Source organism: Corynebacterium yonathiae (assembly GCF_027570195.1).
Lineage (GTDB): Bacteria > Actinomycetota > Actinomycetes > Mycobacteriales > Mycobacteriaceae > Corynebacterium > Corynebacterium yonathiae.
In genome coordinates this window covers 90,180-107,068 of the sequence record NZ_JAKMUZ010000003.1, presented here as the reverse complement: position 1 = coordinate 107,068, position 16,889 = coordinate 90,180, and the positions used below count along the sequence as shown (strand labels likewise).

The window sequence follows — 16,889 nt, the reverse complement described above, 5'->3', positions numbered from 1 at the left end:
TTGCTTTCGTTCGAACTTGTGTCGAAATAATTCGTGTGACGTCCACTGAGGGTGTCTGTAAACTGCAAACCCCTCCGGGGCAAGATAGCTTCGGATCTATTTTAGGAGTTCAAGCATAGATCTCTCTGACGTTATCACCCACCTGGACAACTTCGTTGACACCTGGAATGGCTGGAACGACATCATCAACGGTGTTTCCAACTTCCTGAACTTGTTCCTGGGTGGCGATGATGCACAGTTCGGCAAGTCCATCGCTTCCTTTGAGGGTCTTTCCGACCTGTCCTCCAAGTAAAAACACCTTCCCTAAAAATTTAAGGTGACAAAATGTCTGACTTCATCACTGCTTCTTCCGAGGACTTCATTCAGCCGATCACCTTCGTGTTCAACGAGATTTTCAAGTTTATTGAGCCGCTGACTAAGGTTGCTGAGGGCGCTTCCGACCTGCTCGGCATGTTCGCATAAGAACTCCCTTCAGCTCTGAGCTTCAACGCTCACTGAAGCAAGAAGGCCTACCGAATCGGTAGGCCTTCTTTTGGTTTTGTGACTCATTCTGGGTAGGGGTAACTGCGAAAATTTAGCGCGCTTGATGTCTATATTCGGGTTACACTTAATGCATGGCTGATATTAAAGACGACGACCTTCCCGAGATCGACCTGGCAGAAACTGACGGCTACGTCGTCGACGGAACCGATGAGGATGATCCCTCTCTGATTATGCCGGACGGTTCCCCGGTTCAGACTTGGCGGGAAAATTATCCCTATGATGAGCGGATGACTCGCGATGAGTACGAGTCTGTGAAGCGCGCCCTGCAGATTGAGCTACTGAAGTGGCAGAACTGGACCAAGGAAACTGGCCAGCGCCACATTATCCTCTTTGAGGGCCGCGACGCGGCAGGCAAGGGCGGCACTATCAAGCGCTTTAACGAGCACCTGAACCCGCGTGGTGCTCGCACTGTGGCCTTGGAAAAGCCGTCGCCGCGTGAGTCCACCTCGTGGTATTTCCAGCGCTATATCGAACATTTCCCCGCCGGTGGTGAGATCGTCTTCTTTGATCGCTCTTGGTATAACCGCTCCGGTGTGGAACGCGTTATGGGCTTTTGTACCGAAAGTCAGCATGCGGAATTCCTCCGCGAGGTTCCGATGCTGGAAAATATGATCCTTGGCTCGGGTATCTCCCTGACTAAGCTGTGGTTCTCGGTTACTCGAAAGGAGCAGCGCACCCGCTTCGCCATTCGCCAGATTGACCCGGTGCGTCAGTGGAAGCTTTCGCCTATGGACTTGGCTTCGCTGGATAAGTGGGATGACTATACCCGTGCGAAGGAAGAGCAGTTCCGCTACACGGATACGGAAGAATCGCCGTGGATTACCATTAAGTCCAATGATAAGAAGCGTGCCCGTATCAATGCCATGCGCTATGTCCTTTCCAAGTTCGAGTACACGAACAAGGACCACGAGTTGGTGGGCGAGGTTGATGAGAATATCGTCAAGCGGGGTCGTGACCAGATTGGTGACTAGGTTGGTTTAGATTGGCCGCAATATAGGCGGGAAACTTGGTAACTCCGAGTTTCCCGCTTTTTGCTTTAGGGGTACTAAAAGGGGGTGAATGCGGGCAAAAGGTTTCGGGGAATTGTTGATTTCTAAAGGCTTCTTTCCGTGCGGTTATGTTACGCAATCGTAGGTGGCATTACTGAAAACTATTTGTACCCTTTGTTGTCCGACATTTAGTATCGATGTTATCTCAATCTCATATGGCAAACTGCTATGAGCTAACACACTTCAAGGAGACAGTGATGATGAAGAAGCACCTAACCGCTTGCCTAACGGCAGCGGCAGTATTGGCGGCACCAGTGGCAGTACCCGGCACACTTACAGCAGGAGCAATTGCACAGGAAACCCCAGCACCTGCGTCAGCGGCGGACCAAAAGCCAGATGTGTTGGGACGCCCGACTGTCTCAGAGAAGCAGGTATCTGATGAAGATGGTTACTTCGACAGCGCACACGGCCACGGCGTCAAGATTTACTACCGCACTCAAAAGGTGGCCAACCCGCGTGGTGCGGTGGTCTTGGCGCACGGTGTGTCTGAGCACTCGGGGCGTTACGACTACGTCGCCAAACGCCTGCTGGATGCTGGCTACAACGTCTACCGTGTAGACCACCGCGGGCACGGTAAGTCCGCTGGCGGCAGCGTACCGCTGGGACACATTGATAATTTCCAGTACATCTTGGATGACTTTGACCGTGTGGTGGACATGGCCAAGGAAGAAAACCAAGGCGGGAAGACCTTCCTGCTGGGCCACTCGATGGGCTCGCTGACAGTGGAGGCCTATGGAATTCGTGAGCCTGGCAAGGTAGATGGCATCATCACCAACGGTGGAGGCGCGCCGCTGAACCTTTCGGGCAAGAACGTGGCCGGAAAGAATATCACCCCGGATGATATTTCTCAGACCCAGAAGGAGCTGGATCCCACTATCTTCGAGCGTCTGCCGTTGGCCCAGCTCACCAGTTTCAATGCCCACTACGCGCAGAACCTAATTCCGCACCGTACTAAAATCGGCGCGCAATCCCCGGAGTGGAGTAAGGACATCATGTTCTCTAATCCATTTACCGATGGAATCTCTACCAGCCAGGCCGTAAAGGACGAGTATGCTTCGAGCCCGCTCATTGCGCAGAAGACCAGCGCAGGAACTGCCCTGCAGCTGGCGGCAATTGCGAACTACGACGCCGTCAATGCAGACCTCTTCACCGCTCCGACGCTAATCATGCACGGCACCAAGGATGGTATTGTGCCACCCTACTTCTCCCAGGATTGGTATAACTCCATCTCCTCCGAGGACGTGGAGTACGTGACCTGGGAGGGCCAGAAGCATGAGGTCTTTAATGAGCCGGCGGCCGACCAAGCCCTCGATACCGTCGTGGATTGGTTGGACCGCCACGCATAGGGTGCCTGGAACTTAAGGCTAGAACTCTTGGTAGGCATTTAGTGCTTGCCAAGAGTTTACGTATATGTAACCGCCGCGTTGCCCAGGGCAGATAGAAAGTGAATTATGAAAAATAAACTCTATGCTTTCTCTTCTGTCCTGGCGCTTACCGCAATAGTTGGCGCGCCTGGAGCTGCGGCCCAGTCCTCGCTTCCAGGTTCGTCCTTTGGTTCTTCATTGGGGTCGTCATTCGGCTCCTCTCACGGATCCTCCGCAGGAGACGATGCGGAAGCCACTGAGTCTCGGGTCCTGTGGCAGGAAAGCTTCGACGGGGTGGACACCCCAGCCTGGTTCACGCACCAAGCTCCGGAGGGGTGGAGCTCGAACGTACAAGGCGTAGATTCGGGCGAGGCCCGCTGGAAGGGCTGGACCTTTGGCGATATGCGCCACTGGACCTGGGCTGCCGGCACCGATATGCGTCACTATTTCACCCAAGCGCATGACACCTTCGCAATCATTGACAACAAACAACAGCGCCTGGCTGAGGGCGATTCTATGACCGCGGGACTGAAAAGTCCGGCTATTGCGGTGGCGGGGCAAAACCGCGTGAACGTGGAATTCGATCACCATTACCGCCAAGGCAAAAATGAGCAGAATGCCACGGTGACGGTGTCCTTTGATGGTGGGGAAGCACAGGAAATCGCCGCCTTTGATAAGGACGTGTTTTCCAAGCACGAGTCCATCGGCGTCGATGTGCCGGCTGGCGCGAGGAACATGCAGGTCAGTTTCAGCTACAACAACGGCAATGATGACTGGTGGTGGGCGGTGGATAACGTGGGCGTCGTCAAGCCGCTCGGTGAGCTTAAAGGCTCGCCGCAAGCCACAGTAGACGTGCTTTCCGACGTCCAGGGCGACCCCCAAGACTACAAAGACGCGGTGCGCCAGTTGAACGCCATGGATAATAAGGCTGGGGCGCTCGTGCTCAACGGCGACTTAGTAGACGATGGTTCGCAGCAACAGTGGGATGATTTCCTCGCCGCGCATGACGAGGTCCCGCACGATTCTGGTAAGGAATTGTGGACCATCGGCAACCACGAAATGTATGGCAAAGAGGGCTCCGAGACTTACCTGAGCCGCTTCCTCAAGTACTCCGGACAAGAAAAGCCGTGGAAGGAAGAAGTGGTGGATGGAGTACCGCTGATCTCGGTAAATACTGAGTTCTATTCCGATATCCTGCGCCACGGCAAGGAGCCATTCCAACGCCTCAGTAAGGAGCAACTCGATTGGCTAGATGAGCGCCTTGCATATTGGGATGCCAAAGGCACACCGGCACTGGTCTTTAGCCATCCGCTGCTCCCGCAGACTGTATCTATGTCCCATTCGGCGTGGTACCAGAATGACTTTGAGAACCTTGAGGCGCTCTCCAACGTGGTCAATAAGTACAACAATATCGTGTGGTTTAGCAGCCATAGCCACTCTTCACTGCGCCAAAATAATTGGTGGGGGACCCGCCGCTACGACGGTACCGGCGAAGCTGGGCGCACCGGCTTCCCCGTGGTCAACACCGGCGCCATCCTCAATGAGTACCTACCGGATGGCGATAATGACGAGACAATTGTCAAGGAAAAGGAAGAGGCCTCCACCGGATTGCGGGTCAAGGTTTATGCTGACCGCGTCCGGGTGGAGGCCTGGGACTTCAAGTCCGGCGAAATGATTAAGTATCAGGACTTCGCTCGATAGGTTGCAGGTACCTGCTGGGGACCTATCGCTGCCACGGCTCGATGGGGTTGCCCTGCCATACGGCGTTGGTGGGAACCCGGTCGCCACGCATGACCAGTGAGCCTGGACCCACGGTAGAGGCCTTGCCAATGAGCGAGGCCGGCAGTGCCACCGAATGCGCGGCCAGAGTAGAGCCATCCTGGATGGTAACGGTATCCAAGCTCATCACTCGGTCCTGGAAAAGGTGGGTTTGCACCACAGTGCCGGGGCCCACGGTAGCGGCCTTACCGACGCGGATGAGGTCCGTTTCCGGGAACCAATAGGAGTCGATCCACGCGCCGCGTCCGATTTCCACGCCGAGGGCTCGCAAGCCCAAGTTGATCTCACCGGAGCCATAAGTGTGCTGGAAGAACCACGGCGCGGCGACGACCTCTACGAAGGTGTCCTGCAGCTCGTTGAGCCAGACAAAGGCGGACCACAGCGGGTGGTCGGCCGCGCGGTGCTTGCCCACGCAGATCCACTTCACTGCGACGGTTACGGCCATGGCCACAGCACCCATGCCCATGAGGACGAGGCCGGAGAGCAGCCAGGTGAGGGGGAAACCGCAGGCGTCGAGAAGCGATGCATACACACCGAGAGTCGCCGCGAGCAGCATGGCAGAAAACATCGGTGCCAGAAGGCGCATGGTTTCCACCACGCCGCGGGCAGCCTTGACTGCAAAGCCCGGGTTATAGGTCAGTGCCTCACCCGAGTTTGCGGGAGAATCCACCTCTACGGTCACGCGGCGCATGCGCTCTGGCGGAGCACCCCACCAGTTGGCGCCGGTCTTCGTCTTTTTCGGAGTAGAAGAAAGCACAGCAACCAGCGAGTTCTTCGATAGCTTGCGGCCAGGCGCGGTGATGCCGGAGTTGCCGACGAAGGATCGCTTGCCCACCTTGGTCTCGCCGGTGCGCATCCAGCCGCCGCCGAGTTCATAGCCACCGATCATGGTGTCATCGGCCAAGAAGGCACCCTCTTTGACCTCGGTGAGCTTGGGAATCATCACTGCAGTAGAGATTTCCACATTGGCACCGATCTGCGCGCCGAGCGAACGCAGCCATGCTGGGGTCAGTTGTGAAGCATAGAGAGGGAAGAGCTTGGTGCGCGCCTCATCCATGAGTCGTTCAATGGCCCACAGGCGCCAACCTTTGGCTGAACGCACGGGCGCCACGCCCGGGCTAATGCCGAGCGAGAGTATTCGCACACCCAGCCAGGTCTGCAGCATATAGGTGGCAAAGGCTGCCAGCGCACCTACGGGCGCGAAGAAAATCGCGCCGACGAAGCTATCGCCGCCGGTGGAATGCACGAGGGCGAGGACGACGGCCGCGCCTACCGCTAGCGCCACGATGGGCTGGATGGCTAGCAGGACGGAGGTGGCATCATAAATGGCCACCCACCACGGCCGACGCTTCGGCGTATGGGACGGGAAGCGGTGCTTGGAGCGGCCCACCTTTTGGGCGGGTGAGCCGGACCAGCGCTGGCCGTCCTTGATCTTCTTTCGGCCGGTGACGGTGGAACCGGCCTCCACGTGGGCATATTTGCCCACCACGGCGCCGGGCAACAGTGTAGAGCGTGCGCCCACGCGGGCGCCTTCCTTGATGTCGATGGCTCCCACGTGCAGGATATCGCCATCCAACCAGTAACCGGATAAGTCCACCTCGGGCTCGATGGCGGCGTGTTTGCCCAAGGTGAGCAGGCCGGTAACCGGCGGCAGGGAGTGCAGGTCCACGCCGCGCTTGACCTTGACGCCCAGCGCGCGGGCGTAGTTATTCACGCGCGTGGCGCCCGCCAGGGAGCTTGCGCCGGAGGCATTAGCCCAGCGCTCAGCCGCCCAGATGCGTAGGTGCGTCGAACCGCCGCGTGGGTAATCGCCCGGCTGAATGCCGGCCGTAATAAGCCGCGCACCGTAGCCGCCGAGGGGGATGCGTCCCACTGGGGTGACAAAGACAATGAGCATGGCGATAACCAGCCACCACGGGAAAGCCGTGGCCCACTCGAAGCCTAGTGATGCCGCTACGGTGGAGCCCAACATGAGCCAAGCCAGCCAGCTGGATGCGGCCAGCGTCATGACCGGAACCTGAATCAAGGTCTGGGCGAGGCGGGTGCCAAAGCCGACCTTGGTGACCTCGCGCATGGGGACGTCGGCAGCCGCGGGGCGCGGCTCGGCACCGGCGATGAGCTCGGCCAGTGAGCCCAGGCGCGGGTGGTCGTAGAGGTCGCGCACGGCCACGGTGGGGTAGCGCTCCCTGATATGTCCCACCAGGGTTGCAGCCGCCAGCGACGTGCCTCCGAGAGAGAAGAAGTCAGCGTTCTCATCCTCCACAGACACACCAAGGGTTTCTACCCACAGCTCCGCGAGCCATTTTTCGGTCTCGGTCAGCGTGGTCGATTCCACGCCCACTCCAGGCAGCGGCCACGGCAGGGCCTTCTTATCTACCTTGCCGGAGGTGCGCACCGGTAGCTCCTCCATCACGCAGATGCGCGGGACGAGGGCGGCTGGCATGGTATCGGCCAGACGCGCGTGTGCGGCCTCGTGGTCGAAGCCTTTGGCCTCATCGTCGAGGGAGACATAACCCACCAGGACGGATTCGCCGCCCGGGGTCTTTTGCACGGCCACGGCTGAGTTGTAGACATTATCCAGGGCCGCGACATTAGCTTCGACCTCGCCGAGCTCAATGCGGCGTCCGCCAATTTTCACCTGGTCATCCACGCGGCCGACGAAGTACAGCCCGTCTTCTTCCAGACGCACATGGTCACCGGTACGATACGCGCGCTGCCAGCCCATGGACTCCAGCGGTGCGTATTTTTCCGCGTCCTTGGCCGGATCCAGGTAGGAGGCCAGCCCCACGCCGCCGATCACTAGCTCGCCGACGCCGCCCATTTCCACAGGCATGCCTTGCTTATCGACGACCACCAAATCCCAACCGTTAAGCGGCAGTCCAATAGACACCGGCCGGCCCGGCAGCATCTGCTGCGCACAGGCGACGACGGTGGCCTCGGTGGGCCCGTAGGTATTCCACATTTCGCGGTCCTCGGTGGCCAAGCGGTCCACCAGCTCCTGCGAGCAGGCTTCGCCGCCGACGATGAGCAGGCGGATATTATCCAGCGCCTCGGCCGGCCACAGACCCGCCAGGGTAGGCACGGTGGACACGACGGTGATATCGCGACGGATGAGCCATGGGCCGAGGTCCATGCCGGATCGCACCAGCGACCGCGGGGCTGGGACTAGACAGCCGCCGTGGCCCCAGGCCAGCCACATTTCCTCGCAGGAGGCGTCGAAGGCGACGGACAAGCCGGCAAGCACGCGATCCTCCGGGCCCAGCGGCCCGTGCGGGTGGTTGACCAAAAAGAGGCTCGCCTCCGCGTCCACGAAGGCGGCCGCAGAACGGTGGCTTACGGCCACGCCCTTGGGCTTGCCGGTAGAACCGGAGGTAAAGATGATCCACGCGGTGTCCTCTGGGCGCGGAGCGGCCGGCTCCTCGGCTGGGGCGTCAGGGCGCGCGGAATCGCGCAGGAAGCGGAAGCCGTCATCTGTGAAAACGCCATCGATATCCGCCTCGCCGAAGACCATCTCGGCGCGCTCGTCTGGATCATCGGCATCAACAGGCACGTAGGCCGCGCCCGCCGCCAAGGTCGCCAAGATAGCGAGGTAGAGCTCGCGCTTGCCAGAGGTCATCCGGATGCCGATGCGATCGCCTCGCCGCACGCCATTGGCGTGCAGCTCGGTGGCCCACAGCTCGACCTCGTGGATGAGCTCGGAGTAGGTGATGATTTCGCCGTCATCAAGCGCGGCGGCGTCTGGGTTTATCTCCGCGGTCGTGGTGATGATGTCCCACAGCGTGCGCGGCCGCGGAGCCGCGCTACCTAGGAGGTACTGCTGCGGGACGAGCGATTCGGGGCCCGCCATTTAAGCCTCGTCTTCGTCTGCGGCAATGATGGACTTAGCCAACTTGCGCAGGTGCTTGAGCTGCTTATTGGTGGACTCATCCAAGGCCTCGTCTTCGGCGGCGGAAACGAGCTCTGCTAAGTCCTTATGGACCTTCGCGCCCTTTTTGGTGGACGCGACGATCTGGCGGCGGCGATCCTTCGGATCGCGCTCGCGCTTGGCCCAGCCGCGGTCCTCGAGGGCGTCGATAAGACGCACCATGTCAGAGGCGTCGATGGCTAGGGTTTCGGAAAGGTAGGACTGGGAGGCGGCATCCGCGTCCACCAGGCAGGTGAGGACCCAGTACTCGCGCAGCGTTGTCTGCTTGGTCTGCAGGGCGCCCTCAACGCCATCGCGGGTGCGGCGACGGAGGCGCTCCAGCTGGAAAGACGGGGATTCGAGCAGGGCGGTTGGGATTACAGAATTATTCGTGGAAGACATACCATCATCATAATCCCAAAAGATTGGTTAAGGCCAATTAATCCGTCTCGAGGGGGAGTCCGGTCGCCTTCCAATTATCCGTGCCACCCTCGACGTTGATAGTGTCCCAGCCCAGCGCATGCTCTAGATACTGACATACCTGCATGCTGCGGCCGCCCGCGTGACAGATGACGTAAATATCCTTATCCGGGTCAATTTCCTGGATACGACCCGTAATCTCGCTCATCGGGATATGGGTTGCGCCCTTCGCGTGCTCTACCGCCCACTCATCGTTCTCGCGGACGTCAATGAGTTGTGCGCCTTCTGGTACTTCAGTTGGTTGAACGTTTTTCATGCCACTTACCTTAGTAACTCGCGTGATTTGGGTCAGCCGAGCGATGCCCCTGCGTCAGTGTTGGAAACGCCAATAGTGGTGCCACCGCCATGGAGGAGGAACAACGTCGCCCCTCCCGTGAGCTATTGCGAGTACCTGGCTTATGGCTACGTCGAGGTGGTGCTCGATTGTGGCAGCGGTGAAGTGGAGGGGCTTGTAGCCCCTTTGGACGGCGTCGTTAAGCTTCTGGCGGTCAATTTCGAAGCGTTGCCGGTTCTCGCCCTGGTGGTAGGAGTAGCCGTCGACCTCAATAGCCACCTTGTGCTCCTCCAAGAGTAAATCCCACCGGTACGGGCCTATGTACCGGTTATTGTGGACAGTGACATGGGGCCGGAGCCCGCGAGTGAGGCTTCGCTCCGGAACGCTATCGGCGCCGAGGATTGTGCTTTCAAGCACTCGCCGGGTGCGCTGCGGGAAGCGCTGGAAGTCGAGCATGTGGCCCTCCATCTGGGAAGCGCCGTACTGGCCGGCGAAGTAAGCCTCAAGGAAGGCGACGGCATCTTCTTCCGCCATTACCTCTGTGGCCTGCAGCGGATTGCATACGTTAATGCCGTTGAGCTGGCCAAGTGCCTTCGGCCGAGCGCGCCGGGTGCGAAAGTACGGACTGGAGGCCATTGTTCCCGCGCGCAGAAAATAGAGGGGAAATCCTAAAGCGTGGCCAAGGTAGTGACGGGCGCACGAGTAGCCGTCGAGCGCTGAATCGGGCCAACGGCGGGAGACGATTTCCGCGAGTTCCTGCGGCGAAGGCTTCCTATCGGTGTAGAGACCGTGGCAGATCTTCACGGCTTGATTGCAGGTAGCGCGGCGCGCGGCCGTGCGCGTGGCGAAAATTCTCATGTGCCCACCCCTAGGCATTCATTTCGATCATTTAAGTCCCCCGAGGCCGGTGGTTTCGGCCTGCTATGTGATCGAATTCTACTGCGGGGCGGGGTGATGTCGCGACGAGTGCCGAGTGGGCGGGAAAAGGGATAAAAAAGGGGCATTTCGATCAAATATGGCTTTGGAAACCGCCGCTTTCGCGGTGCTATTTGATCGAAACGCCCGGGGAGACGCCCTAGGAAACGCCCCAGGCCTAGCCCAGTGCCAGCGCCAAGCCCAGAAAGCTTACTTGAAGCGAGCCTTTGCCTCTTCGAGGATTTTCTCTGCCTCGGCCTTGTCGCCCCAGCCGGAGCCGGTAACCTCCTTGTTCGGCTCTAGGTCCTTGTAGTGGACGAAGAAGTGCTCGATTTCGTCCTTGATGTGCTGCTCCACATCGTTGATGTCCTGGTAGCGCTCCCAGCGCGGATCATCGATGACGGCGAGCAGCTTGTCATCGCCACCGGCCTCGTCGGTCATCTTGAAGACACCGACGATGCGGGCCTCGACGACAACGCCTGGAAAGACCGGCTCCGGGAGGATGACCAGAGCGTCGAGTGGATCGCCGTCTTCGCCCAGGGTGTGGTCGATGAAGCCGTAGTCAGCGGGGTAGGCCATCGGGGTGAACAGGTAACGGTCGAGGTAGACCTTGCCGGACTCGTGGTCAACCTCGTACTTGTTACGGGAGCCCTTCGGGATTTCAATGGTTACTTCAACGCTCACAGCGATGTCCTCCATGGGGGATTGGGTATCAATTACTGCCCATAGTCTAGCGCGTTGTGGATTCGCGCTAGGGTTAAAGGCAATGAAAGCAAAGCATGTTTGGTGGTCAGCGACTGCGCTCGTGGTAGCGGCAGCGGTCGGAGGTACGGCTGCGCTGGGCGTTACCCTCCAGCGCGAATACGGCGATCTCTCACACGGAGAAGCACAGACGGTGCAGGCTCCGGAGGAGCCGTTGCGCGCTGCTGAGCCGGGAGAGACGGACCTCGACGCGCTCCGTGCGAAGCTGGATGGGCTCTCTAAGAATAAGGACCTCGCCACATTCGGCGGTGAGGTAATCGATACCGAGACCGGGGACGTGGTGTGGCAGCGGGGCGCGGATAAGAGGCTGACCCCGGCCTCGTCCACGAAGGTGCTTACTACCGCGGCGGCGACGCTGGCGCTGGATGAGAACGAGAAAATCACCACTAAGGTCTACCGCGGTGCGAATAAGAAGAACGTGGTCATCAAGGCTGCGGGCGATGTTTGGATGACGCACGAACAGCTCGATGACTTAGCTGAGCAGATTTCTCAGAACATCGATCACGTCGATGGTGTGTTTATTGATACTTCTGCGTGGAAAGGCGAGCTGCAGGCCCCGGGCTGGGACCCGGAAAACGTGGATGGCGGCTTCGTCGCGCCGATGGAGCCGGCCATGCTCTACGGCGGGCGCTTGGGTGCGACGACGGGGGATGTGCCGCGTAGCCACACGCCGGCTTTGGACGTCGCTAAGCAACTGGGCGAGCGCCTTGGCGCAGGCAAGGTGGGCATGGGCTCCGTGGCCGAGAATGCGCAGGAAGTAGCGAGTGTGGACTCAGCGCCGCTGTCGGACCGCGCCCGAGAGATGGTGCGGCACTCGGATAATGTCATGGCCGAGGCCATTGCGCGCGAGTTGGCCGTGTCCCGCGGTAAGGAGGCGAGCTTTGAAGGTGCCACGCAGGCTACGCTCGCGGTTCTGCGGGAGCAGGGGTTCGATGTCGAGGGTGTGGATATTAAGGACAATTCCGGGCTCTCGGTGGACAATCGGCTCACGGCCGGGCTCTTGGCGCAGCTTATTGATGGGGCGGTTGAGGATCCGCGCCAGCGCCCGTTGGTCTCCTACCTCCCAGTGGCCGGCGGTGATGGCACCTTGTACGAGCGCTACGGGGATTCCGCGGCCAGGGGCTATGTGCGCGCCAAGACCGGCACGCTGACTGGGGTTTCGGCCCTGGCCGGCACCGCACAGGGCAATTCGGGTCGCGTTTATGCCTTTGCTTTCCTGGTCAATGACGGCGATATCTTGGCCGCCCGCAAGGCCCAGGACGCGTTGGCTTCTGTTCTGCATGAGTTCTAAAAAGCCCTTCTGGCCGCGGGTTTCTCCGCACTTTTTGGCTTGTCGACGCGGCGTGCGCACTGCAGCCCTCAACCCCGCCGTGGCGGTGGGGCTTTCTGGAGGCGCGGACTCGCTGGCGCTCACGGCGGCGCTCGTGGCGGAGGGACATGACGTGCTTGCGCTGTGTGTGGATCACGGACTGCAGGACGGATCGAGGGCGCAGGCCGAGCGCGCGGCCGAGCAGGCACGACAGCTAGGTGCGCGGGCGCAGGTGCTCAGCGTTAAGGCCGGCGCGGGGGCGGGCCCGGAGTCGATGGAGGCGGCCGCGCGGGTGGCGCGTTATCGGGCCCTAGCCGCCGCCTGTGCGGCCGAAGGGCTAGAGGTAGCCGTGGCGCACACGGCCGATGATCAGGCCGAAACGCTGCTGCTGGGCGCGCTGCGTGGGCGAGTGGCCGGCATGAGTGAGCGCAGCGAGGTGGAGGGCGTCCACGTGGTGCGGCCGCTGCTGAACGTGCGCCGCGCCGATACCGAGGGCGCCTGCGCAGAGCTGGGCCTTTCGGTATGGCAGGACCCACAGAATGCGGATACAAATTTCCGCCGGGTGGCGCTGCGCCGCGAGGTTATCCCGCAGCTGAGCCACATCATCGGCGGGGATGCGGTGCCAGCGCTGGCGCAAGCGGCAAGCGACGCCGCGCTTGACGACGCCGCCCTGCACACCCCACCCACCACGGACTGCGCGGCACTGGCTGCGATGGCGGAACCGCGGCGGCGGAGAGCGATCGCGGCATGGCTGGTCAGCGAGGGAGTAGAGGTTACGCGGAGGGGAGTGGGGGACGTCGCTAAGCTGTGTACCCACTGGCACGGGCAAGGGCCGGTGGCCGTGCGATCGGCGCAGCAGGTGGGGCAGAGGTTGGAAGTAGCCCGTATAGGTGGCAAACTGGCACTATTGTCTGGTCATTAAAGGAGCGCACACGTGCACGACAAGAAAGACTTCGCCGTTCCCGCAAACCGCTACGGTGACGATGTAGAAGCAATCCTCATTGGCGAAGAGGAACTACAAAGCCGCGTCCAAGAACTCGCGGATATGGTCTCTAAAAAGTATGCCGACTCTGAGCAAGACCTGCTTTTGGTCTGTGTGCTCAAAGGCGCAGCATTCTTCCTTACAGACTTTGCGCGCAAGCTTTCCATTCCCTCCGAGTTGGAGTTTATGGCCGTGTCCTCCTACGGAGCCTCCACCTCGTCATCCGGTGTGGTGCGCATTTTGAAGGATTTGGACCGCGATATTGCTGGGCGCAACGTGCTCATCGTGGAGGACATCATTGATTCCGGCCTCACCCTGTCATGGCTTATCCGGAACCTAAAGGGGCGAAACCCCGCTTCGCTGAATGTGGTTACCCTGCTGCGCAAGCCGGAAGTAGTCAAGGCCCAAATCGATTTGCTGGACGTGGGGTTTGATATCCCGAATGAATTCGTTATCGGCTATGGGCTGGACTATGCGGAACGCTACCGCGATCTCCCTTACGTGGGCACCCTCCATCCCGATGTCTATACCACCAACTAAAATCGCGCAGTAATGAAAAACAACAAGATTCTTCGCTACGGCGGGATTGCGGCTTTAATCCTTATCGCGCTGTATGCCTTCACCTTCTTTAGCAATGATGCCCGCGGTTACGTGCAAGCGGATACCTCCGTTGCGCTGACCCAGCTCAAAGACAAAAACGTCGATGAGGTGGAAATCGATGACCGCGAGCAACGCCTGCGCATCAAGCTCAAGGACGAAATCACGGTAGACGAGCGCGACGGCGTGCAGGAGATCGTGGCCAAGTACCCGGCTCGCGCCTCCGAGCAGGTCTTTAACGCCGTCAAGGATTCCGGTGCCGAGAAGTACCAGACCAATGTCACGCAGGAATCCTTCTTAGGCTCCATGCTGAGCATGCTGCTGCCGATGATCATTCTCTTCGGTGTGCTCTTCTGGCTCATGTCCCGCATGCAGCAAGGTGCCGGCGGCATGTTTGGTATCGGCGGTTCCAAGGCCAAGGAACTGACCAAGGATATGCCGACCAATACCTTTGAGGATGTGGCCGGCGCAGACGAGGCCGTGGACGAGCTGCAGGAGATCAAGGACTTCTTGGAAGACCCGACCCGCTACCACGAGCTGGGCGCTAAGATCCCGCGTGGCGTGCTGCTTTATGGTCCTCCGGGCACCGGTAAGACCTTGCTCGCCCGCGCCGTGGCAGGCGAGGCTGGTGTGCCCTTTTATTCCATCTCCGGTTCCGACTTCGTGGAGATGTTCGTCGGCGTAGGCGCCTCCCGCGTGCGCGACCTATTCAAACAGGCGAAGGAAAATAGCCCCTGCATCATTTTCGTGGACGAGATTGATGCCGTCGGCCGCCAGCGCGGTTCCGGCACCGGCGGCGGCCACGATGAGCGCGAACAGACGCTTAACCAGCTCCTAGTAGAAATGGACGGCTTTGGTGACCGCGAGGGCGTTATTCTTATCGCCGCTACCAACCGCCCGGACATCCTTGATCCGGCGTTGCTGCGACCGGGCCGCTTCGACCGCCAAATCCCGGTCACTAACCCGGACCTGGCCGGCCGCGAGCAGATCTTGCGCGTGCATGCGAAGAATAAGCCGCTGGCAGAAGAGGTGGACGTAGCGCAGCTGGCAAAGCGCACCGCCGGCATGTCTGGCGCGGACCTGGCCAATGTACTCAACGAGGCCGCGCTGCTTACCGCTCGCATCGGCGGCAACGTCATTACCTATGACGCCTTGGAAGAGGCTACCGACCGCGTGGTGGGCGGCCCGCGCCGCCAGGGCAAGATCATCTCCGAGCACGAGAAGAAGGTCACCGCTTATCACGAGGGTGGACACACCCTTTCTGCGTGGGCGCTCAAGGACATCGAGCGCGTCTACAAGGTCACCATTCTGGCCCGCGGTCGTACCGGCGGCCACGCCATGACCTCGCAGGAAGATGATAAGGGCATGTACACCCGCGACGAGCTCTTCTCCCGCTTGGTTTTTGCCATGGGCGGCCGTGCGGCCGAGGAGCTGGTCTTTGGCGCGCCGACTACCGGTGCGTCCTCCGATATCGAAAACGCCACCAAGATTGCTCGTTCCATGCTCACCGAGTACGGCTTCTCGCCGGAGCTCGGCACCGTGAAGTACGGCAAGGAGCAAGGCGATCCCTTCAGCCAGATGGGTGGCGGCGGCTCCATCGATTACTCAGATGAAGTTGCCTCCAAGATTGATGAGCAGATGCGCTACCTGCTCGAGCGCGCGCACGAGCAGGCCTATGACATCCTGCGCAATAACCGCTACTACCTGGATAAGCTGGCCGAGGCTCTGCTGGAGAAGGAAACCCTGCGCCGCCCCGACCTGGAGCGCATCTTCGATGGTATTGAGCCGCGCGAGGCCTTTGACGTCTTCCCAGGTGAAGATGATCGCTTCCCGCGCCAGATTGGTTATGCCCCAGTGAAGACGCCGGTCGAGTTGGCCAAGGAGCGCGGCGAGGAGCTGCCTAAGCGCATGACGCTTCTCGATGCCTCCCGGGCTGCCCGCGAGCGTCGCCTCGCCGGCGAAGAGCCGAAGGGCGAGGTGGGCTTCAACTTTGGCCAGCACGCCGGCGATTATGTCGATCCGGATACTGCCCGCGAGCTAGGCAGCCGCCCCACCAAGGAAAGCAAAGACACCAAGTCAAGCCAGCCCACCCAGCCCGACCAGCCGACACAGTCGGCCCGTGACACCCAGTCCGCTCAGGCTGCCGAAGCTGCCGACCGTCCGGCGGTGCGTCCGACGGCGCGTCCCGCCACCGGCGGGGGTAAGCACCACAAGCCGGATGCCGACCGAGATACTGAGGCTGAGACCCGCCAGTGGTTTACCCCTGGCTGGGATGAGAAGGATCGCCGCAAGAACCCCTATGCGCGCGAGGACGACAAGCAAGAAGAAAACTAATGCCTGATAATCACATTCCCGCCCGCGCCCCCTTCGACCAGGATCGGGCAGAGGCGGCGGTGCGCGAGCTCCTCCTTGCGGTGGGCGAAGACCCCGACCGGGAGGGCTTGCGCGAAACCCCGGCCCGCGTGGCCCGCGCCTACCGTGAGGTCTTCGCCGGCCTGCACGAAGACCCAACTGAGGTCTTGCACAAGACCTTTGCCGAGGATCACCAAGAACTGGTCCTAGTGCGCGATATTCCCATTTATTCCACCTGCGAGCATCATCTGGTGCCCTTTTACGGGGTGGCGCATATTGGCTACATTCCGGGTAAGGACGGCCATGTCACCGGGTTGAGCAAGCTCGCCCGCCTGGCAGATATGTACGCCAAGCGCCCGCAGGTGCAAGAGCGCCTGACCCAGCAGGTGGCCGATGCGCTCGTGGAGGTCCTTGGCGCGCAGTCCGTCATTGTGGTCATCGAGTGCGAACACTTGTGCATGGCCATGCGTGGCATCCGCAAGCCCGGCGCGACGACGACTACCTCCGCGGTGCGTGGCGGATTCAAAAATAACGCCGCCTCCCGCGCTGAGGTGCTCAGCCTGATTCGCAGCTAAACCC

At 60.4% G+C, this 16,889-nt stretch carries 15 protein-coding genes; 9 read left to right on the top strand and 6 right to left on the bottom strand.

The genetic code is table 11. From position 1 onward, the window contains the following. Positions 1 to 109 precede the first annotated feature (109 nt). Complete coding sequence (locus L8V22_RS02485) at positions 110 to 298, bottom strand: hypothetical protein (protein ID WP_238801749.1); 189 nt, start codon at positions 296 to 298, stop codon at positions 110 to 112. A gap of 26 nt (positions 299 to 324) precedes the next feature. On the opposite strand from L8V22_RS02485, the gene L8V22_RS02480 reads away from it, so the two are divergent. The 4 genes from L8V22_RS02480 (at position 325) to L8V22_RS02465 (ending at position 4,657) form a co-directional block, all read left to right on the top strand. After that, entirely contained in the window at positions 325 to 462 is a 138-nt protein-coding gene (locus L8V22_RS02480; protein WP_238801748.1) for a hypothetical protein, read from the top strand. 152 nt (positions 463 to 614) lie between these two features. Continuing rightward, entirely contained in the window at positions 615 to 1,514 is a 900-nt protein-coding gene (gene ppk2, locus L8V22_RS02475; RefSeq protein WP_238801747.1) for a polyphosphate kinase 2, read from the top strand. Positions 1,515 to 1,789: 275 nt separating this feature from the next. Then, positions 1,790 to 2,938, top strand: a complete 1,149-nt coding sequence (locus L8V22_RS02470) for an alpha/beta hydrolase (RefSeq protein ID WP_238801746.1) — start codon at positions 1,790 to 1,792, stop codon at positions 2,936 to 2,938. 105 nt (positions 2,939 to 3,043) lie between these two features. After that, the gene (locus L8V22_RS02465) at positions 3,044 to 4,657 is read left to right on the top strand and encodes a metallophosphoesterase family protein (protein ID WP_238801745.1); all 1,614 of its coding nucleotides are present in this window, start codon (positions 3,044 to 3,046) and stop codon (positions 4,655 to 4,657) included. Between the two features lie 22 nt (positions 4,658 to 4,679). On the opposite strand, the gene L8V22_RS02460 is transcribed toward L8V22_RS02465, so the two are convergent. The 5 genes from L8V22_RS02460 to L8V22_RS02440 all read right to left on the bottom strand — a co-directional run bounded on the left by L8V22_RS02460 (position 4,680) and on the right by L8V22_RS02440 (position 10,992). Continuing rightward, positions 4,680 to 8,582 (bottom strand): Pls/PosA family non-ribosomal peptide synthetase, encoded by a 3,903-nt coding sequence (locus tag L8V22_RS02460; RefSeq protein ID WP_238801744.1) that lies wholly within the window; start codon positions 8,580 to 8,582, stop codon positions 4,680 to 4,682. Then, a complete protein-coding gene (locus tag L8V22_RS02455; protein WP_238801743.1) occupies positions 8,583 to 9,041 on the bottom strand; it encodes a MarR family winged helix-turn-helix transcriptional regulator in 459 nt (152 codons plus the stop codon). Between the two features lie 37 nt (positions 9,042 to 9,078). Then, the gene (locus L8V22_RS02450) at positions 9,079 to 9,375 is read right to left on the bottom strand and encodes a rhodanese-like domain-containing protein (RefSeq protein WP_238801742.1); all 297 of its coding nucleotides are present in this window, start codon (positions 9,373 to 9,375) and stop codon (positions 9,079 to 9,081) included. Positions 9,376 to 9,429: 54 nt separating this feature from the next. Then, entirely contained in the window at positions 9,430 to 10,251 is an 822-nt protein-coding gene (locus tag L8V22_RS02445) for an endonuclease domain-containing protein (protein WP_238801741.1), read from the bottom strand. 267 nt (positions 10,252 to 10,518) lie between these two features. Continuing rightward, positions 10,519 to 10,992 (bottom strand): inorganic diphosphatase, encoded by a 474-nt coding sequence (locus L8V22_RS02440; RefSeq protein WP_200435783.1) that lies wholly within the window; start codon positions 10,990 to 10,992, stop codon positions 10,519 to 10,521. An 82-nt stretch (positions 10,993 to 11,074) separates the two neighbouring features. Between L8V22_RS02440 and dacB the strand changes: the two genes are divergently transcribed. From dacB to folE, 5 genes are read left to right on the top strand one after another with little or no spacing between them, the layout of a single operon-like run. Continuing rightward, entirely contained in the window at positions 11,075 to 12,361 is a 1,287-nt protein-coding gene (gene dacB, locus L8V22_RS02435; protein WP_238801740.1) for a D-alanyl-D-alanine carboxypeptidase/D-alanyl-D-alanine endopeptidase, read from the top strand. Further along, positions 12,351 to 13,301: a tRNA lysidine(34) synthetase TilS gene (gene tilS, locus L8V22_RS02430; RefSeq protein ID WP_238801739.1), complete on the top strand. Its 951-nt coding sequence runs from the start codon at positions 12,351 to 12,353 to the stop codon at positions 13,299 to 13,301. Before dacB ends, tilS begins: the two co-directional genes overlap by 11 nt. Positions 13,302 to 13,313: 12 nt before the next feature. Further along, positions 13,314 to 13,901, top strand: a complete 588-nt coding sequence (hpt, locus tag L8V22_RS02425; RefSeq protein WP_238801738.1) for a hypoxanthine phosphoribosyltransferase — start codon at positions 13,314 to 13,316, stop codon at positions 13,899 to 13,901. A gap of 12 nt (positions 13,902 to 13,913) precedes the next feature. Next, complete coding sequence (gene ftsH, locus L8V22_RS02420; protein ID WP_238801737.1) at positions 13,914 to 16,292, top strand: ATP-dependent zinc metalloprotease FtsH; 2,379 nt, start codon at positions 13,914 to 13,916, stop codon at positions 16,290 to 16,292. Next, the gene (gene folE / locus L8V22_RS02415) at positions 16,292 to 16,885 is read left to right on the top strand and encodes a GTP cyclohydrolase I FolE (protein WP_023019934.1); all 594 of its coding nucleotides are present in this window, start codon (positions 16,292 to 16,294) and stop codon (positions 16,883 to 16,885) included. The genes ftsH and folE overlap by 1 nt, the downstream gene beginning before the upstream one ends. Positions 16,886 to 16,889 lie beyond the last annotated feature (4 nt).